This is a genomic window from Chryseobacterium sp. PET-29, from assembly GCF_025736815.1.
GTDB lineage: Bacteria > Bacteroidota > Bacteroidia > Flavobacteriales > Weeksellaceae > Chryseobacterium > Chryseobacterium nepalense.
Window position 1 is genome coordinate 306,115 of sequence record NZ_CP107053.1, and the last position, 26,355, is coordinate 332,469.

20 protein-coding genes are annotated in these 26,355 nt (G+C 36.7%); 19 read left to right on the forward strand and 1 reads right to left on the reverse strand.

The annotated features are described in order from the left end of the window. Positions 1-36: 36 nt before the first annotated feature. Together ODE14_RS01375 and ODE14_RS01380 are read left to right on the forward strand one after the other, a co-directional pair. A complete protein-coding gene (locus tag ODE14_RS01375; protein ID WP_263602659.1) occupies positions 37-2,661 on the forward strand; it encodes a PKD domain-containing protein in 2,625 nt (874 codons plus the stop codon). A 145-nt stretch (positions 2,662-2,806) separates the two neighbouring features. Continuing rightward, positions 2,807-3,742 (forward strand): hypothetical protein, encoded by a 936-nt coding sequence (locus ODE14_RS01380; protein ID WP_263602660.1) that lies wholly within the window; start codon positions 2,807-2,809, stop codon positions 3,740-3,742. Positions 3,743-3,812: 70 nt separating this feature from the next. Here ODE14_RS01380 and ODE14_RS01385 read toward each other — a convergent pair whose 3' ends face one another. Then, positions 3,813-4,478, reverse strand: coding sequence for a S24 family peptidase (locus ODE14_RS01385; RefSeq protein ID WP_248394044.1), 666 nt, complete (start codon positions 4,476-4,478; stop codon positions 3,813-3,815). An 875-nt stretch (positions 4,479-5,353) separates the two neighbouring features. Between ODE14_RS01385 and ODE14_RS01390 the strand changes: the two genes are divergently transcribed. The 17 genes from ODE14_RS01390 (at position 5,354) to ODE14_RS01470 (ending at position 26,354) form a co-directional block, all read left to right on the forward strand. Continuing rightward, positions 5,354-5,512, forward strand: a complete 159-nt coding sequence (locus ODE14_RS01390; protein ID WP_157456450.1) for a hypothetical protein — start codon at positions 5,354-5,356, stop codon at positions 5,510-5,512. 304 nt (positions 5,513-5,816) lie between these two features. Continuing rightward, entirely contained in the window at positions 5,817-5,981 is a 165-nt protein-coding gene (locus ODE14_RS01395) for a hypothetical protein (RefSeq protein ID WP_248394042.1), read from the forward strand. Positions 5,982-6,045: 64 nt separating this feature from the next. Then, positions 6,046-6,441 (forward strand): hypothetical protein, encoded by a 396-nt coding sequence (locus ODE14_RS01400; RefSeq protein WP_263602661.1) that lies wholly within the window; start codon positions 6,046-6,048, stop codon positions 6,439-6,441. A gap of 348 nt (positions 6,442-6,789) precedes the next feature. After that, the gene (locus tag ODE14_RS01405) at positions 6,790-10,098 is read left to right on the forward strand and encodes a hypothetical protein (protein WP_263602662.1); all 3,309 of its coding nucleotides are present in this window, start codon (positions 6,790-6,792) and stop codon (positions 10,096-10,098) included. Between the two features lie 7 nt (positions 10,099-10,105). After that, complete coding sequence (locus ODE14_RS01410; protein WP_263602663.1) at positions 10,106-10,384, forward strand: DUF6966 domain-containing protein; 279 nt, start codon at positions 10,106-10,108, stop codon at positions 10,382-10,384. Positions 10,385-10,478: 94 nt separating this feature from the next. After that, positions 10,479-10,802 (forward strand): hypothetical protein, encoded by a 324-nt coding sequence (locus ODE14_RS01415; protein ID WP_263602664.1) that lies wholly within the window; start codon positions 10,479-10,481, stop codon positions 10,800-10,802. A 485-nt stretch (positions 10,803-11,287) separates the two neighbouring features. Beyond that, positions 11,288-15,391, forward strand: coding sequence for a hypothetical protein (locus ODE14_RS01420; RefSeq protein ID WP_263602665.1), 4,104 nt, complete (start codon positions 11,288-11,290; stop codon positions 15,389-15,391). A gap of 43 nt (positions 15,392-15,434) precedes the next feature. Next, positions 15,435-15,875: a hypothetical protein gene (locus ODE14_RS01425; RefSeq protein WP_263602666.1), complete on the forward strand. Its 441-nt coding sequence runs from the start codon at positions 15,435-15,437 to the stop codon at positions 15,873-15,875. A 203-nt stretch (positions 15,876-16,078) separates the two neighbouring features. Further along, a complete protein-coding gene (locus tag ODE14_RS01430; RefSeq protein ID WP_263602667.1) occupies positions 16,079-16,489 on the forward strand; it encodes a 5-fold beta-flower protein in 411 nt (136 codons plus the stop codon). A 268-nt stretch (positions 16,490-16,757) separates the two neighbouring features. Further along, positions 16,758-18,032 carry a hypothetical protein gene (locus tag ODE14_RS01435; protein WP_263602668.1) on the forward strand — a complete coding sequence of 425 codons (1,275 nt, stop codon included), beginning with the start codon at positions 16,758-16,760 and terminating at the stop codon, positions 18,030-18,032. A 127-nt stretch (positions 18,033-18,159) separates the two neighbouring features. Beyond that, on the forward strand, positions 18,160-19,011 hold the full coding sequence (locus tag ODE14_RS01440) for a hypothetical protein (RefSeq protein ID WP_263602669.1): 852 nt from the start codon (positions 18,160-18,162) through the stop codon (positions 19,009-19,011). A 781-nt stretch (positions 19,012-19,792) separates the two neighbouring features. Further along, entirely contained in the window at positions 19,793-20,530 is a 738-nt protein-coding gene (locus ODE14_RS01445) for a hypothetical protein (protein WP_263602670.1), read from the forward strand. A gap of 913 nt (positions 20,531-21,443) precedes the next feature. Next, positions 21,444-22,757, forward strand: a complete 1,314-nt coding sequence (locus tag ODE14_RS01450) for an ATP-binding protein (protein WP_263602671.1) — start codon at positions 21,444-21,446, stop codon at positions 22,755-22,757. A 142-nt stretch (positions 22,758-22,899) separates the two neighbouring features. Continuing rightward, positions 22,900-23,472 carry a hypothetical protein gene (locus tag ODE14_RS01455; RefSeq protein WP_263602672.1) on the forward strand — a complete coding sequence of 191 codons (573 nt, stop codon included), beginning with the start codon at positions 22,900-22,902 and terminating at the stop codon, positions 23,470-23,472. Then, complete coding sequence (locus ODE14_RS01460) at positions 23,469-23,909, forward strand: lysozyme (RefSeq protein WP_263602673.1); 441 nt, start codon at positions 23,469-23,471, stop codon at positions 23,907-23,909. Before ODE14_RS01455 ends, ODE14_RS01460 begins: the two co-directional genes overlap by 4 nt. A gap of 175 nt (positions 23,910-24,084) precedes the next feature. Next, complete coding sequence (locus ODE14_RS01465; protein WP_263602674.1) at positions 24,085-24,933, forward strand: hypothetical protein; 849 nt, start codon at positions 24,085-24,087, stop codon at positions 24,931-24,933. Positions 24,934-24,935: 2 nt separating this feature from the next. Beyond that, a complete protein-coding gene (locus tag ODE14_RS01470) occupies positions 24,936-26,354 on the forward strand; it encodes a hypothetical protein (protein WP_263602675.1) in 1,419 nt (472 codons plus the stop codon). Position 26,355 lies beyond the last annotated feature (1 nt).

Below are 26,355 nucleotides of genomic sequence, written 5' to 3' on the forward strand. Positions count from 1 at the left end.
AAAGCTTTTTCATAAATCATTAAAAAATTAATAATAATGAATAATCAATTAAGTAATATATCAACCCAGTACCGTAAATTCAGTAAAGGACAGTATGTAAAGCATCCCCAGTTCAATGAGTTTTTAGACTTTTTTGAAGATCAGGACCGTTTATCCAGAGTGATGCTTCAGGGGGTGGGTATTGTTTGCGGTTTCAGACCGGATCTTATTTATGCCGGTAAACTCCTGAGCAGCATACGCCTTTCGCAAGGAATAGCGGTAACGACAGATGGTGATTTGCTGACTTTAAGCAATACCAATGAGATTAGTGAAGATTTATATGTAAGTGAACTGAAAACCATTGATATACAAAACAAAGACTTCACACATTTTAAAGTATACGAGGATTTCAAAGTGAAATATAAGCCATTTCGTAAAAATAACGGACTTGGCAATCAAATTGAACTTTGGGAGCTGGCTACGGCAAAGGAAGCAAATTCGGATTTTCAACCCATCAGTAATCTTGCCGGTTTGGAGGATAAATATGTCCTTCTTTATCTTGAAAGCTACGAAAAGGAAATTAAGCCCTGCAGGGGAGTAGATTGTGACAATCACGGCGTTCAGCAGATCCGGAATCTCAAAGTATTGGTTACTACCGCTGAAGGTATTATCAATATTCTTGGAGAAAATGTTCTTGTAAAAGATCCGGATAGCGGCGCGCTTGTACCGGCTCCGATGGATCGTATCCAGCCACATCCATTATTTATAGAAGATATCCTTAAATATGGGAAGCAGGAGCGTGTTATTATAGAAAAACTTATTGCAGAACAGGGCGTTAATGCATCTTTTTTATCTTCTGATATAAAAAGTTTGTATGCTGATGTTTTGGAGAACAATCAGTATGGTAAAGTTATTTTCGAAAAAATCAATGCGATTGCTCAGTTAATAGGGCTTCCTGCTGTTAATTATCAGGGATTTAAAAACACATTGGAAAGCTTTCTCGGTCAAAATGCGGGTTTTCAGTATGCATATGATGTTATCAAAGATTTATCAGATACTTATAGTGAAATTATAAAGTTACTGCCTAAAGCATTTACGGTAAATCTTCCGGACCTGAATTCTTTTCCCAAACACATTATGTTGGGAAAACTGGTTCCGGTTAAGCAACTGGATTTTTCAAGACACCGGTTTTACAATTCATCCGTTTTGGATGATGAAAAAAACTCTGCAAGAGTACAATTGCTGATCAGCCGTTTTACACAGCAGGTACAGAATTTCAGAAACTTTACGGTTGCTGATAACGGCAGTGCGCAGATTAAAATCACTCCGTCGCAAAAATTAAATCCCCTTAGTACTAAAGCGGTTCCTTTCTACTACACAATCAGTGAAGAATTCCTGAAAACCTGGAACTATGATAAAACAGGCAATCGTTCATACAGAGATAATTTAGCCTTTAATAATTGGTTGTCGACGGATGTGCATATTCAGGAACCTCTACTGTTTAATATAGACAAAAACTCATTTTATAATATAGAAGGACATCAGGGAATGCATTATGAAAAAGCTTTCAATATGCTAAACCAGATCAGGGATGAAAAACAGTTGGGATTTGATGTGATGATGTTGTCTTTGGAAGAGCTTATAGATAATAAAGACATGTTTAAGGCATATTTCAATGAATATGTAGAAAAACATCCCGGACTGGAGCACAGGCGCGGAGTGGAAAAAGGCGGTACTTTTATTATTATGTATGAGTCATCAGAAAACCCGGTGGTTTTTGCAGATTTTTCACTTCCTTACATTTGTTGCACCCCGAAAATTGATGTTAAATTAACACTTCCAACTACGGTTATTTGTGCTAAAGCTGGCTCAATACCATTTACCGTGTATCCTATGAACGGAGATGTAAAAGCGGTTGTCACTTCAGGTTTGGATGGTGGCGTAGAACAGTCAGTCGGCGGACAGTATGTCTTTAATCCTTCTCGGGTAAGCCCGCAATTATATGGAAAAGCTATCGCTTTCACGGTTAACGGAAAACCTACCAGTTGCACTATCAAGGTGAATAAGGAATCTGATGTACATATTGAGGTGGCTTCAGTTATTTATCCGCCGGGAGATTCCAATGAGACAAAAGTGAAATTTAAAATTTCGGGAACTGGATTTACAACCTATGATTACAATTGGGATTTCTTACAGAATGGTAATTTTGTCAATCTGAAACCTGATGGAGAAGGAAATGTAAACTACATTTATTACGATTTGAATCCGGCTGAAATTCCTGTAATAACAGTGAATGTAAATAGCAACGGCTGTACTCAGATCATTACGATCAGAAATTGGTATAATGGTCCTGTTACAACCATTGATGATATTTCATTCCCCAAAGGAAATTGCTGCGAAGGCGTAATGCCAACTATCAGAGCTGAAGCAGGAGATTTCCAAAGGTTCCCTTTATCTAAAAATTCCTTTGTATTGACAGGAAGCGGATCAGGAGCGGATACATTGTATTATTCTTGGATACAGACACAGGGTCCTGCAGTAACGCTTATGGATGTTAATAAACCTTTTTTAATAGTGAAAAACCTTATCATCGGCACTTACGAATTTAAGCTCACGGTTATTGATCCTCATAGTGGTGCTTTTGCTACCGATCTTGTGCAGGTAAGTGTATTCGAAGGATAGCTAATGATCTGTAATATATCACCTTACTCTTGAGTGCAGGTAATATTAAAATACAGATTTCTGTATAATCTTATTAGGAGGTGTTTTAATTATTAAGAGTTTTTAAACACCTCTTTTTATACCGATAAATAAAAAATATAATATAATGGCAATAGCAACATGCAATATTTCATTTGAGGTACATTATACCTCTTCCGTTCCTATAACGGGTGCCGTCGCGTCCTACAAAATAAAGGATTCGGCAGATCCATATACGGTATTCAATATCACTCCGGTGCCGTCTAATGGGGGTTTGGTAATTCTTCCTGCAATTATAAAATCCGGGGAATACGAACTGGTAGTAGAGTTAACAGCTTCAGGAGTTGTTACCAGAAAAGTAAGTTCTTTTAAAATTGGTAATTGTGGAACGTCCGTCTGCGAAACACCGGCTATAAAAAATGTAGAGGTACGAGAAAACGGGCAGATTGTAATGGATTACATGGTGGATGATACAAATCTTGATACACCGGAATATCAGATAGCAACAGATCCGGACTTTAATGATGTTATTCACTTCAGGGTAGATTTTGATTACACTCCGCTTGAAAATGTTTATATGGACGGCGGAAATATTCCTGAAAATACATCTCTTTATATGAGGGCCAGAAAACATTGCTTATCTCCAGCCGGAATTTCAGACTGGTCTAATGTATTTCAGTTTGAATCCAAAAGATGGATCGTTAAAAAAGCACCTTATACTTTTGCGGATGCTTTCTGTGTTTCGGCGAAATTTAAAGATCCCACCAATAGCAATGAGTCCGGCGCAAGTATTTGCTGGAGCGAAGGCGTTTTGAAGAAGACAATCAGTCTTACAACACCTTTTCCGCAGGAAGGAAGCTATATTTACCTGAGCGATGGTATTACACCGGCAATCCCGGCGAACCTGGGTAGCTTTGATACGGGTGTAGCCAGCAGTGGCTTTAAAGACAGGGGGATCAGATGGGTGAGGTTCGGAAGTTATAACGGAAGTAAAATTTATAATGTAGACCCTTCCAGTGGCTTGATAACCAGTATTTCAACTTCATATAATTGTGCAACCTGATAAGAAGCATGATCTGAGTATGTCTTAATAAAATCCTCCGTTTGTGAGGATTTTATTAAGTCAGATCTCTTTATCTTCTGTTATTCTTACGTCTTGTACTGATGATGTTGAACAGTTTGGCAACATCCTGAAGATGGATTTCGAAATCATCGTAATATTCATTAAGAGAGTGCAGGGTAATAATGCCTTTTTCAACATCATGGTTAATGATTCGTTTTACCAGGATGCCTTTTTCTTTATGAACAATTACAAAATCCCATTTATCATAATGCAGCTTACTCATCCAGTAATCTTGTCTTATACTCCTGCATAAAATGATATCACCTTCCAGGTAGCTTTCGTAGGATCCGTCGTCCATACTGTCTCCTCTCACTTCAAAACACATGTACTCACCGCGGTGCTCAACATCGTCGGTAAAAGGAATTGTAGGGAGACTTTCTATATATTCTTCGTCAGCAAATCTGCTGAGATATCCTGCTTGTGCATATTGATTGGCCAGAGGGACATTCATTATCTTCAGGTCTGAAAAAGCAAGCGGCGAGGCACTGTCTTCATTTTGTTTTTTCTCCTGGTTCAACAGGAGATTGGTAATGAAATAAGCCGTGGTTTCAGGTATTTTCCGTTCGCCTTTTTCCCAGTATTGTACGGCTCTGGTGCCGACTCCTATGGATTTTGCGATCTCGGCCTGCTTCATGTTAAGCTTTTTCCTGATTTCTTTGAATTCTAAATAGTTCATTTTGATGTGTTTATGGTCATTGTGTAAAAAAATTACGAAAAATATTCATAATTATTTTTTTAAAAGCGAACATTGTTCGTATATTTGTTTCACAGTTAAGATGGAACACTGCAAATATACAAAATTATATTGATGATTTAATTTTTATTTGAAGTTTAGAAACTTTATTTGAATTAAATATCTATTTATAATCAATGGTTTAAATGCTTTTTCTGTACTTAAGGACTTTAAAAAATTAGATTTCCTCTTTTTGTTTTGTCTGGCGCTTAAACGAACAAAAAAAATATTTCTGGTTTTTATAAATGTAAAAATTGCGCTTTTTGTACTTGTTTTAATGAGTTTGATGCGTGTTGTGGTGTATGATGGTGAATAAAATGCGGTTGTTTTTTATTCATTGCAGAAATGAAACTGCTTTCCTAAGTATTTCCTTATTGCCAATAATAAAAAAGCAAGCCGAAATATAAATATTGTAACTGTTAACATATAAAATATCGATTAATTGTAGTTATCAGTAAGGATTGTTGCACATGCTAATACACATTGTAGACAAACTTATCATCTTATAAGATATAATGTTGCGCTCTTTAAAACGAATTACTGGTCGGTAAACGAAGTGGCTCGCCTATAAAAACATTGATTTGATAGCAGCAACGGAAAATACGATAGGTAATATTTAGCAGAAAGGCTGGATGCTGTTATGAAGATTAAGAATGGCGGATCTGCTTTTCTAAAAATCAAAAACAATAATGTAATGAACATCTTTCAAAGGCTTGAAACAAGTCTTTAGGGTTTCTTATGGTCTTATTTAAACAATAAATAAGAAAGCTGAGGTGTCTTTTTAAAAAAAACTTTTAACATAAAAACTTTAACCAAACATGAAACGTAGCAAAGAATTAGTAGAAAAAAGAAAAGATTTTGTCATTGATTATGTAAAGCGTAATCAGGATAAACAGATGAAGGTAATTGTAACCGAACTTACAGAGATGCTTTTTTTATCCGAAAGAACAATATACAATATCATTCTTCAGGCATAGATCTGCATCCGGTCTTATTCGTATTTCTTTTAAAAACTGATAATAACCATGAATTTAATCTGCATTATAATCTTATAATGTAGAACAGGACTACATAACTCAAATAACGACCCGAAACCATACTCATAAAAAGGGTTGTCCTAAAGTCTTTCATAAATTCATCTTACAGGTAATTACTAAGGTAAAAAGGTTTTTGCTTTTAGTTCTGTTGTTTAAGCTAATGATGAGCTTGAGGCAGGAACCTTGTGCCCTTAGAAGAATTATTACTAATTAAAAAAGTGTTCAATTTAAAACTTCAGTAACCATGAAAAAGAGAAGAAAAAAAATAAAGAAAAACCGAGAAATAAACAAAAATCCAAGAAAAAACATTGATGATATTATCGATGAATTAGCCTATATGGACGAAAACAAAAACATGCAGAAAAGCAAAAGGTTTTTGGATGATATGTACATCCTCGACCTGGAATAAATGATGCATCTGACCGTGCGTCAAAATCAAAATTTGAATCAATATATATATATTAAGAGAAAAGATGAATTTAGATAGTATAAAAGCCCTTTTAATCGGAACTGCCATTGCATTTTCAGGCGGATTATTAAGGGTCTTAATTTCAATACAGAATAAAGAAAAAAAAAAGCCGTGGGAACACCTGATTACCTTGATGATCGTTATTATCGTAGGGTTTACCATGAGTTATCTTATGAACAGGGCCGAACTGCACGACAAATGGTATTCGACAGGGATATTATTTGTACTGGGTTACGGTTATGATAAATTCTTAAAGATGATCACCACTAATCTGCCAAACTGGATCGAAAAAGCAGTAAACCTTTTTATTGAAACCCGATACGGCATCAGAGCAGAAAAGCAAATTGATCAAAAGGAAGAACCTGCAATAGGATTTCCTGAAGATCAGGTGAAAAAGTAAATATGAACTGCAGGCCTTTAGGTGAAATCAATCAAAGCAATTGAGTACTTAAAAATACATTACTGCAACTACAGAATTCATCGTACGAAAAACAAGGTATTCTGACAGAAAAATATGATTTTTGAACCATAAAATTTAAAAGCTCAGATAACAGGAAAAAACTTGGAGTGGCTCAATCATTACCTGTTTCTCATACATAGCCGGACGCCACTTCTGATTACTTGCATTCTTTAAAAATCACCCGCTTCGGGTCCGATTTTCACATTCAACAGGTATATAAAACGCAATTATTTCAATTGCGTTTTGTATGTCTTTTTTACATCCAATTATGAAATTAAAAACTAAGTCATGAAAGCACCAAAACCTGTAGAAACAGTCAAAAAAGCCCATCATAACCCAAATATAAAACCAAAACCGAAAAATCCGCTGGCAAAATTTTTTTCCGGAATGAAAGCTGCTGCGATGCAGTCTCAAAAATCCGTAGACACTGCCGGTAAGCAAGGATTGACAAAAGCAGATAAAAACCCGGTTGCTTCAAATGGCAAAGTAACGCCCGTTCACGGTTCGCAAACCATTTACGACCAAGGTTCGGAGGTGATGTACGGAAAGCTTCGGGAAAGTTTACAACAAACCGGAAATATCAGTCATCCGGAAACGAAGGATGTGGAAAAAGGATATATGACTACCCTGAATGTCAGTCAGGTACAGGAATACCATCAGCTTAAATCCGGAAATTATACCCCAAAAAATTTGCAGGAGCAGGCTGTGGTTCATCAGATGCTTAAAAAATCTGAAAATAAAGTAAAAACAACAGAAGAAAAAGAACTTGTAAAAGCCGCTGATCCTACACCTAAGGTACCAAAACCTGTTGTAGATCAAAAGCCGAAGGAGAAGCCGGCTGAAATTAAAAAAACTCAGATTAAACCGGTTTTATCTGATGTCAATGCCAGCAGCTCAAAAAAGACCGCAGATAAAAGTGAAAATTTCCAATCTGAAAAAAGAAAAGGAAATGATGAGAAAAAATCCGACAATAAAAAATTAAATACAAAAACCAAAGGAGAAGAAGAAGCAAAAGTTGTTGTTCCTAATGATATTCAACCTGTTCTTATGCCAAGAATGGATAAAGCTATTGACAGTGAGCAGGCTGAAGTAGAGCCGGATGCACAAACTACCGTTTATATTCTTGGTCTTGTTGCTGCAGCTCAGGAATTCAGAGATCAGGGAGTTGAAGCAAGGAACCAGGTGAAATCACAGAATGAGGCAGCAAAAGGATTAAAAAATAAAATCAGGGAGGTTGAAAAAACAATTCATCAGTCAGACGATGATCTGCAAAAATCGGAAGACGGCATTCAGACAAAGGAAACTTTAGTGAATCAACTGGAAAGAGGACTGGAAACTTCCGTGAAAAGGCAGCAGAAAGTAGAGCAGGAAGTTGGAACTTATCAGGAAGAGTATCATAAGAATAAATCAAAATCAACAGATTTGCATAAAGAAGCAACTGATTTACTCGGCGGATCGCAGAAACATCAGGATCCGGAAAATGATGATTCCGGAAAGCTTACTCAAAAATTAAGAGAGCTCAACAGCAACGCTGCTACAATAGATCAGGCAGTTTCACAGTCGGGAAATACTGTTCAGAAATTAACTCAGGAAGCCCAGCAGGCTAAAGCTAAAAATACGGCAATACGCAAGGAAGCCTTATCTTCAAAAGAATCTATACGGAAATCAGAAGCAAAACTCGCGGCAGATACCAAACAGAATAATGAGGCTAAAAAACAGCTGGCAAAACTTAACCCAAAACTAAAGGCAGCTGAATCGGAAAGCAAAAAATTAGACAAAGAAGCTAGTGCTTTATTGCGTGATTCTTATAGTATTGAGCGTGATGTTATAAAAACCCAGAATGCGTACTATAAAAACATGGCTACCGTTGAGGGACGAAATAGCCTAACACAAAAAGAAAAAGATAAAATTCAGCAGGCTCCCAAAGAGCTTGATCCTTCAGAACGTTTATTGATTGATTTTTCGCAACTAAAAACACAGGATGATCAGGTCGCTTTTGTAAGAGGATTAAATCCAAATGAACAAAACCTTTTAAAAGAAAAATTTGAACAGGTAACAGCCAATTATGATCATGATCAGTCCGAACAGCAAAACTCCATCAGCGAGAATGTAGAAACTATCAGAAATAGCCAAATAGAAAACTTTAATAATAAGCGAAAAGATGCTTTACAGAAACCGTTAAATCTGGTAACCAAAAACCTGAACAGGATTACCGGTTTAAAAAGACTCTGGATGTCTATTACCATTGCTTTTTCCGGTATCTGGAATGATATTACTTCGATAACCTGGTCTGATGTGGGCAAACTCATCAACTCTATTATTAATCCTAAAGAGTGGTATCATACCATTTCAGGTTCAATACAGGGAATTTGGGATGATCTGACGAATTGGAAAGGATTCTCCCAGGATCCTGTAGGAATGATTCTTCAGAAAGCTGCAGGAATAGCCAATAAAGTACTCGCTATTGCAGGTGTGATTACCGGAATATTGGGTGTTTTAACATTAGCGGCAACGGTAGGATCCATCTTCACTTTGGGTGGTTTGGCCCCGTTAGCGGCCTGGCTGGGAGGAGCAACCATAACGATGGGTACCATCACCTTCTGGATCGGAGCTATTGCACTGGGACTGAATGTACTCAACGGAATAAAAAATATTTACGATATCCATACGGCAAAAACGGCTGAAGTTTTATTTAAAAATTCCGGCGAGCTGAAAAGTGATATTACCAATTCAGGAATGGCTATTCTGGCAATAATCGGAGGGAAAGCCTCACAAAAAGGGGGCGCTTCTATAAAAGATCTGGCCAAAAGAAATCCGAAAACTTTTGGTAAACGGATGTTTATTAATGTAAAAAACGGTTTAAAAGCAAAAATTGTTTCTATCCCTCGCAAGATAACATCGGTTTTCAAAAAAGAAACCTGGATGAAATGGGCTCAGAATTTCAAAGCAGCTTATAAAAAAGCACAGGAATGGGTGACTGAGCCTTTCAGGAAAAAAGCTACGACACCTCAAAACCGCAATTTAAATCAGCTTCCTTTTGAAGAGCAAACCGTTCCGGACAGAATGCATGAGCAGCCACTAAAGGATAGAAGTAAAAAAATAGATAATAACAATGATCTTGATGCTGAAACAACTAAAGATGGTATATTTGATAAAAATTCAGACCTTAAAAAAGATCCTAATGTAGTAATTTATGAGGACAGAATTATTCTTGAGGATGGTGCTCCTGAATTATCTGGTACTCAATCATCATCATTTATGGCTGGAAAATATAAAGGCTCTAAATTGAAGCAAGACAAAATTTATTACAGAGCCGGAGAATCTGGCAAGCCACTTGGTCAATATTTTTCTGAAGATCCTCCGGCTGGGGTGTTACAGGTTAGAATAGATAAAGCAATACTTCCTGTATGGCCAACAGGAGATAAATCGATCATAAATATGGCATATAAAATTAAAATACCGGCCGGAACTTTTATTTATGAAGGAGAAATTGCCGGACAGGGAGGAATTTATCTGGGAGGTACAAAACAAATTTTTATCTCCGAGCCATGGAAAATCAGTGGAGTTGAAGTTTTAGAAAGTTATCCGTTAAAATAAAGAAAATATGACAATTAAAGACTATTGCCTGCAAATAAGTAAATTATTGGAAGAGGCAGATCACGAAAAAAGCAAAGCTTTTATACAGCTTGGAAATCTATATGTGATTAATAGAGAAGAGGCACTTTCAAATATAAAAAATATATATGGAGGTATGGGCTCATTTAACGATTTCGTACTATATAAAGACGAGAAAGTTGACGTTGAAGCCAATGAAAAACTCAGTGCATTAAGAGAAGATCTGTATAAAGCAGTGGTATCTGAAATTATTGAATTGAGAAGTTAAACATAATTCTCAAATAAAGAGCTACTGTTTAAATACAGAAATATAGCATAATATGTTCAGTTTTTTTAGGATAAAAAAATTATAAGTAGTTTGTATGAATAATATCGAAAGCTTGACAAAAGAATTTAAATCATTTAAGGAGAGTGATCCTATTAAAAATTACATGCAACTATTAAACATATGTGATGTATTATTGCATGATTTTCCCAATGTTTTAAGAAAGGAACCTTTTTATAGTTTCACTTTGGATATAATAAATGAATTAATAGAGTTAAGAATTGAAATTGGTTCAAGAAAAATGTATGATGGATATGATTTAGATTTAGAAATCGTTATAAGAGAAATGAATCTATTAAAAAGTGTTGTGCCGAATGATGAAAAAATGCAAAAAATTATCAATCGCCTTTTTAGGGGATAATCAAAGTCAAAATCTATTCACAGAACAACTAAAACATATTATTTAAAGGTCTGGATTTTATAATCCGGACCTTTACTTTTATATTCAGTAAAACAATGGATATTAGATTTTCTACAGAATAAGTCCTTTAAACGCAATAGCGTCCTGCTTCATTCATCCCGCTTCAAGCCTCAAAGCATTTCCTTACTTACTGCAACTACAGAATCCATCGCTCAAAAAACAGGGTATTCTCATCAAAAAATAAGATTTTTGAACCAGAGAATTTAAAACTCGAAAAAACACAGGAGACAAAAAAACGGAGTGGCTTTATCATTACCTGTTTCTCATTACAAAAGCAAAATGCCATTTCCGATTACTTAAATTCTTAAAAAAATCACCCGCTCCGGAGCTGATTTTTCACATTCAACAGGTATATAAAACGCAATTCATTTCAATTGCGTTTTGTATGTCTTTTACCCATCAACTATGAATAAAAAAACTAAGTCATGAAAGCAGCAAAACCTGTAGAAGTAGACAACAAAGCCCACCAAAACCAAAATAAAAAGCAAAAGCAGAAAGATCTGGTGGTTCTGCCTCAGTCAGAGGTAGAGATGACTACGATACAAACACAAAAATCTGGTAATCAAGTCAGCAATCCAGGATCCGCCACATCAGATGATAGCAAGGTGAGCCTCAATGGTACACCGGCGGCCGTTCACGGTTCGCAAAATATTTATGATCAGGGCTCAAAGATCTCTTACGGCAGATTTCAGGAAAATTTACAGAAGACTGGCGATATCAACCATCCCGAAACCAAGGAGATGGAAAAAGACTATATGGCCACCCTGAATGTTAACCAGATAGAAGATTATCAAAATCTTAAAACAGGCAACTATACTCCAAAAACCTTACAGGAGCAGGCTGAAGTATATCAGGAAGGCAAAAAAGTTGAGGAAGGAAAAACAACAAACACGGAAACAGCTGTTAAACCTGAGCATAAGGCAGAAGGGAAACCTGCAGCCGGGACTAAAGATAAAGCGGAAGAGCAAAGCGTAGAAGCAGCACCTTCTCCAAATGCCCAAAACAATCCCGAATTTACACAGTTAAGTGGTAAAATAGCCGCAACAGCACATTCTCAAAAAAGCCATGAACCCGCACAAAAAGCAAGTGATGCAGCACAGGCTGCTGCTCCTTCACCTGCAAACGAACGCGAAAGTATGGCGCAGGCAGGTAAGGTGGATCATATGGATGCGCAAAAACCCGGAACATTCAGCAAAGATGATTTTAAAGCTTTATTAAAGAAGAAAATTGAAGGAATCAGACTTCCTAAAGATGAAGCTGAAGCTGATGATTTCGAAAACAACAACAACATACAGCAGGTCAATAAAAATGCAGTTGCCGATGTTAAGAATGAAAAAAATGCAGCAACCAATGATATTGCTTCAGCTACTGCGGCAAAACCTAACATTGGGGCACAACCTGTTCGCTCCGTTGCCAAAATGCCGACACCTAATACCGGAAAAGCTCCTAATGTTCCGAATGCCGCAAAAGCAATGCCTAATAAAAGAGATGCTGCAAGCGTGGAAAAGCCTCTTCAGGAAGAAACCAATACCATTGACAGCGAAATGAAAACCCATGGAGTAACGGATAAAATGCTCGCCAACTCCAACGAGCCTTCATTTACGGAAGCCTTAGACGAAAAAAATAAGGCAAAAACAGAAAGTACTGCCGCCACACAGAAATTCAGGAAAACAGAAAATGCCGAACTCTCTAAAACCCGGCAACAGGCACAATCACAGGCCGTTCAACATATTGGCGGAATGCATAATGCACGCAAAGGCGGATTGAATCATGCGCACGGCGAACAAAAGAATACTGCAACCAAAGACAGCCAGAAACGAAAAGAAATAGCCGATCATATCAATAGTATCTACAACAGCTCTAAAACAGAAGTTGATGGTATTTTAAACAATCTTGATAAAAAAGTTGCAGAGATGTTCGACTACGGTAGCAAGATTGCCAAAAAAGCATTTGAAGATCATGTAGATAAGGGAATGAAAGAATACAAAAAGAAGCGTTACGGTGATGCTTATGCCAAATACGGCGCTTTAGCGACTGCCGGATTATGGCTGTGGGATAAAGCAACCGGACTTCCCGATGAGGTCAATAAATATTTTGTAAGTGGTAAAGCATTATATATTGAAACCATGGATCAGCATATTGATAAAATTGCAACCCATGTTACCGACCAGCTTAATGCTGCTAAAGCGAAAATTGCCAAAGGTAAAAAAGACGTACAGACGTATGTCAACAGCTTATCGCCAAGCCTGCGTAAAATAGGTAAAGAGGCCATTGCTGAAATTCAGAATAAATTCAATGCGCTGGAAGAAAGTGTGAACAGTAAAAAAGATGCACTCATCGATGTATTAGCTAAAAAATATGCCGAAAACGTAGCAAGTATTGATTCCAGAATTGAAGAATTGAAAGCCCAAAACAGCGGTTTCATAAACAAAGCGCTCAACGCTTTGAGCGGTGTATTTGCCATTATTATTGAAATTAAAAACACCCTTACCAATTTATTATCCGGTATTGCAGATGTTGTCATGGCGATTATAGCAGATCCGATAGGCTTCTTTAAAAATCTTATTGCGGGCGTCGGGCAGGGATTTGCCAATTTCGGGGCCAATATCTGGACGCATCTTAAAACCGGCTTCTTCACCTGGCTCACCGGTGCAACAAAAGGCATCGACATTACCATGCCGGAAGATATATTTTCTCTTAAAGGAATTTTCTCAATCACCACACAGGTGCTTGGTTTGACCTGGAACGGAATCAGAGCCATCGGTGCAAGAGTGATCGGAGAGCCGGTCATGAAAGTTCTGGAAACCAGTTTTGAAATGGTGCAGATCGTCCGTAAAGAAGGTGTTGCCGGGCTCTGGGAACATCTTAAAGACCAGTTTGCCGACCTGAAAGCCACGATCATGGATACCATTATGGATATGATCCAGACCCAGGTAATCCAGGCGGGAATAAAATGGATTATGGGCTTGCTGACTCCGGTAGGAGCATTTATAAAAGCTGCCATGGCGATTATTGATGTGGTGAAATTCTTCATCCAGCGTGCCGCACAGATTATGGAGCTGATTAAGGCCTTCATCGACAGCGTGGCAGCCATTGCCAGCGGAAACGTAGGTGCCGTGGCTAAATCCATAGAAAATGCTTTGGGTAAAGCGGTTCCTGTTTTAATTGGCTTTTTGGCTTCATTACTGGGAATTGGCGGATTGGCTGATAAGGTTTTGGGCGTAATTCGCAAAATCAGACAGCGTATTGAAAATGCCATTGTGAAGTTCTGGACTTTTGTGAAAGGGAAGGCAGGTAAGCTGTTGAGTAAGATTGGGGTTAGTAATAAGGATAAGAAAGGCAAAGCTAAAAATGAGAAAGAAACCCGTACGCAGGAAGAAATGAAAAAAGACTTGCATAAAGGGATTATGGAAGGGACAAAACTCCTGAAAGACAAAAGCCTCGACAAAAAGCAAATTCAAAAACAATTAGATGTATTGGAAGAAACCTATGAATTGAAGGAGCTTAAGATTGTTACAACCAAAGTAGATAAAGAAGGAAAAGAAACTTCTCACATTGAAGGAGAAGTAAACCCAAAAGAAAAAGGATCTGATGTTGAAAGAGATGATGAGAATAAAGATTTAAAATATAGCATACAACAAATTGCTTTTGTAAAAAATGAAGAAGTAAATTTAGAAGAAGGCAAATATCCGGAAAGTGCAAGAAAACAAATGCAAAACTTTATTGCACATGTGCCAGAACTGAAGAAGGGAGAGAAAATTCAATTAAGAAAAGAGATGGTATCTGGTTCAACAGCTATTCGTAAGTGGGATATTGCACAAGGTGCTATATATTCTCCGTTTGTAGAAGAATATCATGAAGCTATACAAGATATGCGAAACCAATTACAAGGACAAGAATTTATTATAACTACAGAGACAGGAGGTTCATTTTTGGGAGATGCTGTAGCGAAAGGCACTACTATAAAAAATGAAAAGATTCAAAAAATGCCAAAAGATATGGCAACAGGTAAAGATCATCGTACTCAACAACCGGAAGATATAGTGAAATACGTAAAAAATGCAATGAAAGGAAAAGAAAATCAAGCCATTACATTTACTATTGTAGAACCCGTACTTTCAGGTAGTTCTGTAGGGTCAATAATAAAAAAATCCATAGGAGAGTTATTAACTACATATCCTAATGTTAACTTTAAATTTGTAACCATGCAGGAAACTTTAGGATTTAATGAGGATACTGCACATAAAAAAATAGAAGCAAGTAAAGAAAAAATGAGAAGAGCCTTTAAAATTACGGGAGCAGAAGCTAACAGGGTACAAGTGCATTATGCACGAACTACTTATGTATTAGGGGAGGATGTGCCAAAACATACAAGTTACGATAGTAAAGATCCTGTAATTGTGTTTAATGCTACTGATGAAGTAATAACTGTATATCAAATAAAACCATCCGGTAATACTACCACCAGAGACATTGTAATTGCCATAGGCAATGGGGAATTTAAAGGTAAACTCAAAAATGTTTTATAGTAATATAGTATATTTGGATTAACAATTTAAACAAAATAATAATATGGCAACAGGAATAATACAAATAGATTTACAAAATCCTAAATCTGGATCTTATTATGACGAAATAAAAGAATTGGTTGATAAATATTCGTTAGGGGATCATTCTTTAGAAACTATTAATGCATTGATTTTAGAGCTTATAGATGATGAACTTATGTTTTATACGGAAGAAGATTTTTCTTATTCGGGATTATCTAAGACTATGTATAATATTGTTTCTCAAGATACCTTTATTGAACTGCAAAAAAACAACATTTTGCCATCTGTGTTAAACTATTCTTTAACAATGTATGGTAATTTTAAATACAAGGATAAAAAATTTACTCATCCGGAAGGAAAGGATAATTATTTGGATACAAATGTACCGTGTATGGTTTATTTTGAGAAAAATATAGTTACATTTTTTATTTTAGATGAATATGGAGATGTAGGAATAATTTGACCAAAAAATTGATATTAGGATTAGAAAAGATCACATCTTAAAAAAGAAAGTTCAAGATAAATTGACTTGCCTACGCATGTTTAATAATTTACTATAAAAAAGCGAAATTTCCAGCCGGAAATTTCGCTTTTTTATTTCGGGAAATTCGTCTTATATTGGTATGAGGAAAATCAAAAGTCAATCACCAGATAAAATTATCCATCATGAAAAAAATACTATTCTTTTTTTTACTTGTGTTAAATATTTCCATTATAAGCGCTCAAACCATAGAATCCGAAAGCCACAATACGGCAGGATATATTAAAAGCGACGGTACTATTGAAGACAGAAGCCATGCGACCGTTGGATACATTAAAAATGACGGCACTGTTGAAAACAAAAGCCATGGAACTATTGGTTATATTAAAAGTGATGGAACCATCGAAAACAAAAGTCATTCTACCGTAGGATACGTTAAAAAAGACGGAACGATAGAAAACAGAAGCCATGTTACTATAGGCTATATCAAAGACGACGGAACGGTAGAAAACAGAAGCCACATAACGATCGGCTATGCAAAAGGGGTAAAAAAAGAATGGGCAGCAGTCGTTTTTTTCTTTTTTAATCTTGATTAGCAGAAGATAATTTTTTAACAATTACCTGAAATAAAAGGCTTGGATTTAATCTGAGCCTTTGTTGTTTTGATCTGAAGCGAGATCTAAGTTTGGACTGAAGTTATAGACAGTCCGAATTATAACTTTCTGCATCTGCATCCCTTCCTGTTTTACCTCATTACGCTACTTCCTGCAACTACAGAATCCATACAGCATAAAACTTTCAGCAGAACAAAAAAAACTTGAATTTTGAATTTCAAATCATAAGCAGTAAAGAATACTAAAATACATGGAAACAAACGAAATAACCACCAGAGAAAAATTAAAAACCTACTTTGAAACCGGTAAATATCCAACTGAAAGTCAGTTTGCAGAATGGATCGATTCTTACTGGCATAAAGAAGATATAACTTCACAGGAAACTCTGGGAACCGTTGTAAACAGGGACAATCAGATGCCGGAGCAGGGAATTAAATTCGTACAAAGTAAATCAACACCCTCCACTAAAATTGAACTAAGAATCAATAAAACAACATGGTCGCAATGGTTTGGAAACATGAATCCCGATCATACGGGAATTTACAACAGTTCTTTTGGTTTCGGAGCGTTACAGAATGTTACCACAGGAGATGGAAATGTGGCATTTGGAAGTCACGCATTATGGCAACTCACAACCGGTATCAGAAACACGGTGGTTGGATCAAGCTCAATGATTGCTTTGAAAGAAGGATACTGGAATGTTGTTGTAGGACAGGCCGCATTATATTATTTTGCTACAGGCCATAATAACACAGCAGTAGGCAGAGTGGCTATGTGCAATTTTATAGGAGGATACGGCAATACGGCTTTAGGAAGCCATTCCGGGTTTGTTGATGGCGGAGCGATGCATACCCAGGAATATAATTTTAATACTTTTTTAGGATTCAGATCCGGATATACCACAGACCTTCCCAATAATCTGAAAGGGAATAATAATGTTACCATTGGTGCTAATGCTCCCATTGGCGGTAATACCAGTAATAAATTGGTCATCCACTCCTCAGAAACCGTCCTCAACCACAATGTTACACTTCCTCTCATAGGCGGAGATTTTGTGAAAAGAACGTTGGATTTTGATTCTTCATTAAAAGTTCATCGTCTTCCAAAAGCAGATTCCGGATTTACGCAGAACGTCGTTGCAAAATCTGACGGTACATTTGGAATTGAAGATAAAATAAATGGAAATCACTATTTTAAAGAAATGTTTACCGGGAGCTATTTTCAGATTGATAATGAATATAAAAAACCTCTTTACAGATGCGTGTTGATGGAAAATATTTCAGAGGCAGAAATTGAAAAATCAATAGAATTATCATCATTAAATATAGATCACATTTTCGTAAACGGTACAGCAAGAATAGGCTCTTACAGCTATCATATCGCAAATGCCGAAAATTTATCGGTTAAATTCTTTCATGACGATGCTTACCTTAATTTTAGACAAATGAATGGGCAAAAAGCAGACTGGTCACTTCACATTATTCTTGAATACACAAAAACCAACGACATTCCATTATCGTTATAAACATCAGACCTGAGAAAGAACAAGTCACTGCAACTACAGAACCTACACCGCAAAAAGCTTTTATAAAAACAAAAAAAATATGAATTTTGACCTGTAAATCAAAAGCAGCACAGAATACTAAAAATACATGGAAACAAACGAAATAACCACCAGAGAAAAATTAAAAACCTATTTTGAAACAGGTAAATATCCCACAGAGGGTCAGTTTGCGGAATTGATTGATTTTTTTAGCCTTAAAGATGATATCGTTTCGAATAAAGAACTTGTCACGCTCGCCAACAACCTGGCTGCTCTTGATAATGGATATATTCTTTACAATACCAGTAATATTGAAAATGAGAAGTTTGCGATTGTTGTACATTCAAAAGAAGGCGAAGACCAAATTTTTACAATCGGCAAAACCGAAAACAAAGAACAAAAACGATATTTCCAGGGCAGCGCTCCTTACACAGTCAGGACAAAAGACTTTCTGGTAGACCAATTAGAAGGGCACAGATATTACTACCTGAACACCCAGATCGATGATGGCGCTACAATGAGCAGGCTTTTCGGAAATAATCTGCCTCCTATTCCCGGGGATTTTGAAATGGGAACAGTAGAAAATAAAAAAATTTCTGTAAGAATAAGTAATGAGGATTTTGATCGTAAAATAAGTAATTTACATACACATCTTACTTTTGTTAATAAAACCGAAATACTTATTGAATACGCTTTATACGGAAATTACTGGTCTAATAGGTATATTTCCGAAGATATGGTTACAGATCATTACGACCTTGGAGACTTTCTGGCTTGTTTTTACAGAGCAGATCTCACCGAAGTTAGTAAAGCCATAGAATGCAGGATTTATGATGCAGATAATGATACTCTTTTAATGAAAGCCTCTTTGATACCAGGACAGAAAAATATCAATGTCTCTGCAGGAGGTGCTCTGGCAGGCATAAGAAATGCCAGAATCGAATGCCAATATGAAAGCTAAATAAAAGCTTCTGCAACTACTGAACAGATAAAGTAAAAAGCTTTTATAATAGGAAAAAAAGAAAGAGCTTTGTATTTTCAGAATAACTAATAGGTCATTCACTTTTAAAAAAATAAGAGTTACTGCAGCTACAGACAAGACAGGGCAAAAAGCTTTTATAATAAGAAAATAAGTATCAACTTTGCAGTGTCAATAAAAATAAAGCAGTCGCTTATGCAGAACAAGAGTTACTGCAGCTACAGAAGAGACAAGGCGAAAAACTTGTCTGATAAAAAGAAAAATTGCAATTTTGAAATTCAATTCTCAGGCAATACAAGCCTTCCAATTAATATAAAAAATTATTTGGATATCGCAGAATCAGCGAAATGTAAGCAATTACAAAATCAATAATAAAAATAATCCTCAATCGGGTAAGATCCTCAATCGCAGGAAACCTTTTGCTCTCGAAATATCGGAATTTTCTGGTGTTTATATCAGAATCTCGCCGGGAAGTAAAATGACAGAAACGATCATAGAATCTGTTGTTTTTTTCAGGAGTAGATTGATTTCTTTAAAAAGTAGGAACTCCGTTTACGGTGGAACTTTCATAAACAGCTGTCCCGGCAGTTGGGTAAGATTCACAAATTTGGGCTACTTTCCGGTTGGGGGTTATTTCTAATACATAAATACATTTTAAGATAATTCAGACAAAAAACTTCAATGCTGAAACATACTTTTAAAAGGGAATCATCAGCTGAAATGGCATCATACGAAGGACATAAGATAAAAACATTAAGATATTATGGAAGAAATAAATAAATTCACCCAAAGAGAAGAGCTGAAAACCTATTTTGAAACGGGTAAATATCCAACACAGGGTCAGTTTGGCAGGTTTATAGATAATTATGTCCATCTGAATGAGTTTAATTTCGGAATCGAAGTAAAACCGGCAGGAGAGTATGAGACAAAAAAATATCATTTTTATGTGGCCAAGGATCTCAAAAATTCACACAGAGGGCACATCACCCTTGAAGATACGGGCAATCCGCCGCAGGATATAGACGGGTACAATCATGTTTTATCAAGGGGTTTCGGCTACAGATACCTAAACGTGAAATTATCAGGCGAATTGGATATTGATAAACACAAGCCGAAAATCATCATCCAACGTTATAAACAGAAAAAAAGGCTCTACAGTGGTTATTTAAAGCCACCCGGATTTTACAAGGAATGTAATGAAGATGCAAAAACCTGGGGCAGGCAGTCGGAATATCCTGTAACATCAAACGAGATGAAACTTGATATTAATCCTGTAAACTATTTCAGACCTGGAGCAGACTACAAGGAGTTTTATCCGGCAGGTACTTTCAACAGACCTGGTTCATTCAGATATTCCGTGCATCACAGAAAACCCTATTCTCTGATCCAGATGCTTTTGGAGATTGAGGTGAACGGAACAAAATTCAGATCAAATCCTGTCACTATCAAAATCCTTTTGGGACGCGATGAGAAGGACCTGATTAATTACATTATAAATTAATAATAAAAAAGATAGCCTCAATTGGGTAAGATTCTCCTTTCTTGGAAACCTTTTACTTTTGAAATACCGGAATTTTCCGATGCACATCAGAATCTTGCCGGGATGTAAAATAACAGGTTGCAAAATCTCTTGTTTTCTTTCAGAAGTAAGATTGATTCTTTAAAAAGTAGGAACTCCTTTGGATGAGAAGCTTTTATAAAAACAGTTGCTGCGGCAGTTGCGTAAGATTCTCTAATGTGAGCTGCTTTCCGGTTGAGGCTCCTTTTTTACAACCATTGTTATTCTCATTGAAAATACAATAAATTCAGAATATAAATAGGTTGAAAACAACCACATCAAAACATTATTAAAACATTGCAGATTGATGAAAAAATTATTAAAAAAAGATAAAATATAAAAACAATGACCATGAAAACTGAGTATTACAACAATTATTCAGACTCATTTGTGAGCAGCTTTAAGGCTGAGGTTTGGTAACACAGATCAGAGAATAAAATGCAGCATCAGAGATGTAAATGCATGATATTTTAACAACCCGAGTAAGATGCTCCCTGACAGGAACCCTTTTTACCCTGAAATATTGGAATTTTTTGAATAAATCAGAATCTTATCCATAATGCAAAATGAAGATTATCATATCTGTTATTTTCTTTCCGGGGCAGGTAATAATATCCGTGAAACGGAAATTGATTATCAAAAAGTAGGAATTCCGGTATGAGAAGACTTTCAAAAAAAACTGTTAACGCAGTTATGGTAAGACTTTCCTTTATGAGTTACAGTATTTAATATTACTGATGGTCATTTTTTTCCAACATTTTTAACATCAAAAAGCTTTAACAATTGCATAAGGCAAATTTATTTGAAAGATAAACAGGTAATGGTTTTGATTTCAAAAATAAAAGACTAAAAACCAATGGAGGCAGAACAGATACAGAAACTATTTACGCATTTGGAAGAGGTGATAACCTGGCGTATCAACAATTCTTCAGAAGATTTTATGGGAGCGCCGGGATTCATATCCGATGACCATACAGGTTTTCCATTAGGAAACTATATTTCAGAGAAAAAATTTGCGCATCAGGAAGTTATCATTCTTTTAATGGCTTTATTGCCAAGATTAGATCCTGCACTTCTGAAGCGTATTTACCTGGATTTTCCCAACAGCCCGCTGTTTGATTTTTGTTCGGTTAATGATAATGGAAGACTCTTTTATCCTACGGTTCAGACGGTTCAGTATATTTTGGGCGGTCAGAATATTTCAGAAAGATTAACAGCTCTGGATTATTTTGCTTCAGATTCTGTGTTGGTTAAAGATGAGATTATTACATTCTCCGGCTCAGGAAAGGAGTATGGAGCTGAAAATAGTCAGTTAAGTGTTCATCAGGAGGCTTTTAATATCATTATTTTCGGATCAGAATTATTGCCGAAAATGAGCAACGACTTCCCGGCAGAACAGATACACACCCACCGTTCCTGGACAGACCTTATCCTTCCTCAGAATACACTCGATGAAATTCAGAGTATTGAATCCTGGTACAACAGCAGCAGGGTTCTTATGGAAGACTGGGACATGCAGAAAAAATTAAAACCCGGTTTCAGAGTTCTGTTTTACGGAGATCCGGGAACAGGGAAGACCCTGGCAGCAAGTCTTTTAGGAAAATATACAAAACGTCCCGTTTTCAGGGTGGATGTTTCTATGCTGGTTTCAAAATATATTGGCGAAACAGAAAAACAATTGGCAAAACTATTTGATAAGGCAGAAAATAAAAACTGGATCTTATTTTTTGATGAGGCTGATGCTATTTTCGGAAAAAGAACCAATGTGCGGGATGCCCATGATAAGTATGCCAATCAGGAAGTTTCTTATTTACTCCAGCGGATAGAAACATTTTCAGGGCTCATTATTCTGGCATCCAATTTTAAAAATAATATGGACAAAGCTTTTACAAGGCGTTTCCAGAGCTGCATAAAATTCAGTAATCCAAAGTACGAAGAACGCCTGCGTATCTGGAAGAATAATATACCCGAGCAGCTGAATATTGAGGGAGTTAAGCTGGAAGAAATTGCCGACCGGTATGAACTTACAGGGTCTAATATTATGAACATAATACAGGATGTAAGCTTAAAAACAATTGCATTAAGAGATCCTGATTATAAAGTAAGTCCCGATATGCTGCTGGAAAGCATCAGAAAAGAATATGTAAAAGAAGATAAAATTTTCACATAAAATCCCATCAGTTTAAACTCACGTCTGTTCGAGTGTTTTCGTAACGAAGTGAAGAAAATGTATCGAAAACACGGTGCAGCTTTGCTCTCCTGGTTTTAAACCAACCAATCAATCATACAATTAACTACTAAAAATAAAGCTGATGAAAGCAAAAATCCTGCTGCTGATGATATTCAGTGGCCTAATACTCGGCTGCTGCAGAAGCAAACAAAAAATTACAACCGTTTCAAAAGAAAATACCCGGGAAACTGAAACAGTGAAAGTTGATTCCCTGAATTTACAAAGTTCAGAAACAATTCAAAGCAACTCGAAAGACCTTGCAGTCAATGAAAAAATCAACGAAATATCCGGGGATTTTTCAATTACGGGGAAATCTGATGTCTCCAGCCCTTTTGTTTTCCACAATGTTGTCGGGAAAGATACTGTTCAGAGTATTTCCATTATGGGAAATGCAGAATATTCCATTCGCAATCATTATGCAAAAGCATCGAACGAAAAGACTGAAAATAAAAAAGAAGCATTCAATAATATTTCCCTGAAGGTAAATAAGAATGCTGTTTCCAAAGAAACTGAAAAAGAAACAGCATCGGTCGTTTCCCAGGAAACAAAAAGAATAAAAGTAACAGGCTTTGGAATTGCAGCATGGATTTTCATCACCGTTTTCGGAATTACTGTGATCCTATTGTTTTTCACCTATAAATATTTCAAAAGATGAAAACATCACAAAATGGAATCAATTTAATTTTATCATTTGAAGGTTTCAGTTCAAAACCTTATCTGGATTCGGCAGGAATCCCTACAATTGGCTATGGAAACACCTATTATCCGGGCGGTAAAAAAGTAACCATGAAAGATCCCGCCATCAGCAAAGAAAAAGGAACGGAATTATTCGCATCCGTTTTACCGGCTTATGAAAAAATAGTCAGCAATAAAATTAAAACTGCGCTCACACAAAACCAGTTTGATGCGCTGGTATCCCATACCTACAATACGGGAGGATCTGATACCCTGTTTTCTTTAATCAATAAAAAAGCAAATCCGGAAAACATAAGAGACTGGTTTACATCAAGATATATTACCGCCGGAGGTAAAGTCCTGAACGGACTGATCAGGCGAAGAAAAGCGGAAGCCGAACTGTTTTTTTCGAAATAGGGACTGCGCTTTTCCGTCTTTGTATTCCTAAAAAACGAATGAAAGAAAAGTTGAATTCAATGAGTTTATAATCACTTAAAATGAAATTAAAGCCAATGAAAAATGTAGATACGAATATAATCAAAAATAAAAAAAATGTGATCATAGAAGAACTCAAACTTAATTTTCGATAAACATGGCAGTACCATTAACAACAATATTCAGCTGGTTTGAAAAAGGTGATTCTCCTACAGAATATCAATTTAAACAAACCTTTTCTTCATTCCGTCACACAGATGAAAGAATCAGGATGGATGAAGTCACAGGTTTACAGGAAGCAGTTCAGAATATACTTCCTGTCACAATTTTCAACAATCACCTGGAAGATGAAAACGCACATACTTCAGTGCTTGCAAAGCTCAACGCATCCAACCTCACTGCTGCCGATATCAACGGATGGAAAGAAAAATTACAAATCAATTTAACTGCTACCATAGATGGTGACGAAAATACAGGAAATGTCTATACAAAAGTACAGACAGAACAAATTTTAAATATACTCCGCGAAAAAAATGATGATCTACTTGAACGTATTCAGGAAATTACCGGTAAGCTTTCTTCCGATGATGTAAATCTTGATACACTTTACGAAATCGTACATTATATCAAAGAAAACAGGAGACAGATAGAATTGCTTAACGATCTTTTTTCAGGAGGCAGTTCGGATGATAAAATCAGCCTTGTGGGAAGTTATTCAAACTGGGGAACTATTACTTATCAAAGCCAGTTTAACAGTTTAGTGTATGACAAAATCCGGCAAATCGAAAATAGCGGCTCCGAAAAAATCAGACATGAGGAGAAGGTGCAGAATGATTCCAGGATAAAACATGACCTTAATACATTGAGTTTTGCAATAGACGCATACGATACCGTTACCCTATTTTCAATACCAATTAAAGTAAGGAGAATTGATCCTAATACCATTGATGTACTGTTTGATTCAGTACCACCAAATATGATTCAGTTAACAATTAAAAAATTATAATTATGGATATTAAATATGCTTATTATCACAGTTCTGTCGGATACAAAATCGTAGGAAAAACAGACAACGACATCTTAACAGCCGGTGGCGGAACGCGCTCTATCAGCTCTTTCTGGCATGACGGAAATTTTACTCCGACTGACTATGTTCCGAAGACAAGGACGTTAACAATTAACGGAACAAGTTATGACCTTTCGGCAAACAGATCATTTACAACGCCGGATACGGTTACCCGTGTGAAAGGAGGTACATCCGGCTCTTTAGTATCCGGAGATATTACGCTTGCTGCGGGTGCCAATATGTCTATCAGTCAATCCGGAAATACCATTAAATTAGATTCCACGGATACAACTTATGCTGCAGGTAATGGTTTAACCCTTACAGGAACTACATTCTCTCTTCCGGTTACAACTTCAGGAACCGGGAACGTGGTTACGGGAATTACCCAGACCGCCAGCGGAATAACGGTTTCTTTGGGATCTGTACCTACAACAACGGATCTTACCAATTACATCCCATTGTCACAAAAGGGTGCGGCAAACGGTGTTGCAGTGCTTGATGGTGCCGGGTTGGTTCCTGCTTCTCAGTTGCCTTCTTACGTGGATGATGTTCTGGAAGGATATTATAAAGTTGCCGACGGAAAGTTCTATAAGGAAGCGGCTTATACCAATCTTATTGCCGGCGAAACCGGTAAAATTTATGTGTCTCTTGATACCAACAAAACATACCGTTGGACGGGAACAACATTCGTTTATATTACTTCAGGAGCCGTAGATTCTGTAAATGGCTTAACAGGAGTTGTCATTTTAAACAAATCTCATGTAGGATTAAGCAACGCCGATAATACTGCGGATGCAGCGAAAAATGTTCTTTCTGCTACAAAATGGACTGCTGCAAGAACCATTACACTTTCTGGAGTTACCGCAACGGCACAAACGATTGACGGATCCGGAAACGTTGCCATTCCCGTTACTGCTGTTCCGGCAACATTGTTAACAGGGACTGCATCCATCAATACCACCGGATCGGCAGCTAAATTAGCCACCCCAAGAACAATCGCCGCTTCTGGCGACGGAACGTGGAATGTTTCCTTCGATGGCTCGGCAAATGTTACTTCGGCATTAACATTGGCGCCTTCAGGGGTAACTGCAGGAACGTACAGCCGGGTTACCGTAAACGCTAAAGGTTTGGTTACTGACGGAAGCAATGTTTCAAAAACATACACTACGAATATTACAGGAACTTCAACTTTAGCTCACAACCTAAACACACTGAACGTTGAGATTACCATGCGTGATACGGTTACTTCTTACAAAGTTTACGGAAGAATAAAACCAATCGATACAACAAGTGTAGCAATAGAATTTGATTCTACACCTCCTAATCCAATTTCAGTAGTGGTAACCAACTTAGATTTATAGA

Bases quoted from the DNA above. Each gene is read 5' to 3' on its own strand.
- ODE14_RS01375 (WP_263602659.1), top strand. From the start codon at position 37: ATGAATAATCAATTAAGTAATATATCAACCCAGTACCGTAAATTCAGT.
- ODE14_RS01380 (WP_263602660.1), top strand. From the start codon at position 2,807: ATGGCAATAGCAACATGCAATATTTCATTTGAGGTACATTATACCTCT.
- ODE14_RS01385 (WP_248394044.1), bottom strand. From the start codon at position 4,478: ATGAACTATTTAGAATTCAAAGAAATCAGGAAAAAGCTTAACATGAAG.
- ODE14_RS01390 (WP_157456450.1), top strand. From the start codon at position 5,354: ATGAAACGTAGCAAAGAATTAGTAGAAAAAAGAAAAGATTTTGTCATT.
- ODE14_RS01395 (WP_248394042.1), top strand. From the start codon at position 5,817: ATGAAAAAGAGAAGAAAAAAAATAAAGAAAAACCGAGAAATAAACAAA.
- ODE14_RS01400 (WP_263602661.1), top strand. From the start codon at position 6,046: ATGAATTTAGATAGTATAAAAGCCCTTTTAATCGGAACTGCCATTGCA.
- ODE14_RS01405 (WP_263602662.1), top strand. From the start codon at position 6,790: ATGAAAGCACCAAAACCTGTAGAAACAGTCAAAAAAGCCCATCATAAC.
- ODE14_RS01410 (WP_263602663.1), top strand. From the start codon at position 10,106: ATGACAATTAAAGACTATTGCCTGCAAATAAGTAAATTATTGGAAGAG.
- ODE14_RS01415 (WP_263602664.1), top strand. From the start codon at position 10,479: ATGAATAATATCGAAAGCTTGACAAAAGAATTTAAATCATTTAAGGAG.
- ODE14_RS01420 (WP_263602665.1), top strand. From the start codon at position 11,288: ATGAAAGCAGCAAAACCTGTAGAAGTAGACAACAAAGCCCACCAAAAC.
- ODE14_RS01425 (WP_263602666.1), top strand. From the start codon at position 15,435: ATGGCAACAGGAATAATACAAATAGATTTACAAAATCCTAAATCTGGA.
- ODE14_RS01430 (WP_263602667.1), top strand. From the start codon at position 16,079: ATGAAAAAAATACTATTCTTTTTTTTACTTGTGTTAAATATTTCCATT.
- ODE14_RS01435 (WP_263602668.1), top strand. From the start codon at position 16,758: ATGGAAACAAACGAAATAACCACCAGAGAAAAATTAAAAACCTACTTT.
- ODE14_RS01440 (WP_263602669.1), top strand. From the start codon at position 18,160: ATGGAAACAAACGAAATAACCACCAGAGAAAAATTAAAAACCTATTTT.
- ODE14_RS01445 (WP_263602670.1), top strand. From the start codon at position 19,793: ATGGAAGAAATAAATAAATTCACCCAAAGAGAAGAGCTGAAAACCTAT.
- ODE14_RS01450 (WP_263602671.1), top strand. From the start codon at position 21,444: ATGGAGGCAGAACAGATACAGAAACTATTTACGCATTTGGAAGAGGTG.
- ODE14_RS01455 (WP_263602672.1), top strand. From the start codon at position 22,900: ATGAAAGCAAAAATCCTGCTGCTGATGATATTCAGTGGCCTAATACTC.
- ODE14_RS01460 (WP_263602673.1), top strand. From the start codon at position 23,469: ATGAAAACATCACAAAATGGAATCAATTTAATTTTATCATTTGAAGGT.
- ODE14_RS01465 (WP_263602674.1), top strand. From the start codon at position 24,085: ATGGCAGTACCATTAACAACAATATTCAGCTGGTTTGAAAAAGGTGAT.
- ODE14_RS01470 (WP_263602675.1), top strand. From the start codon at position 24,936: ATGGATATTAAATATGCTTATTATCACAGTTCTGTCGGATACAAAATC.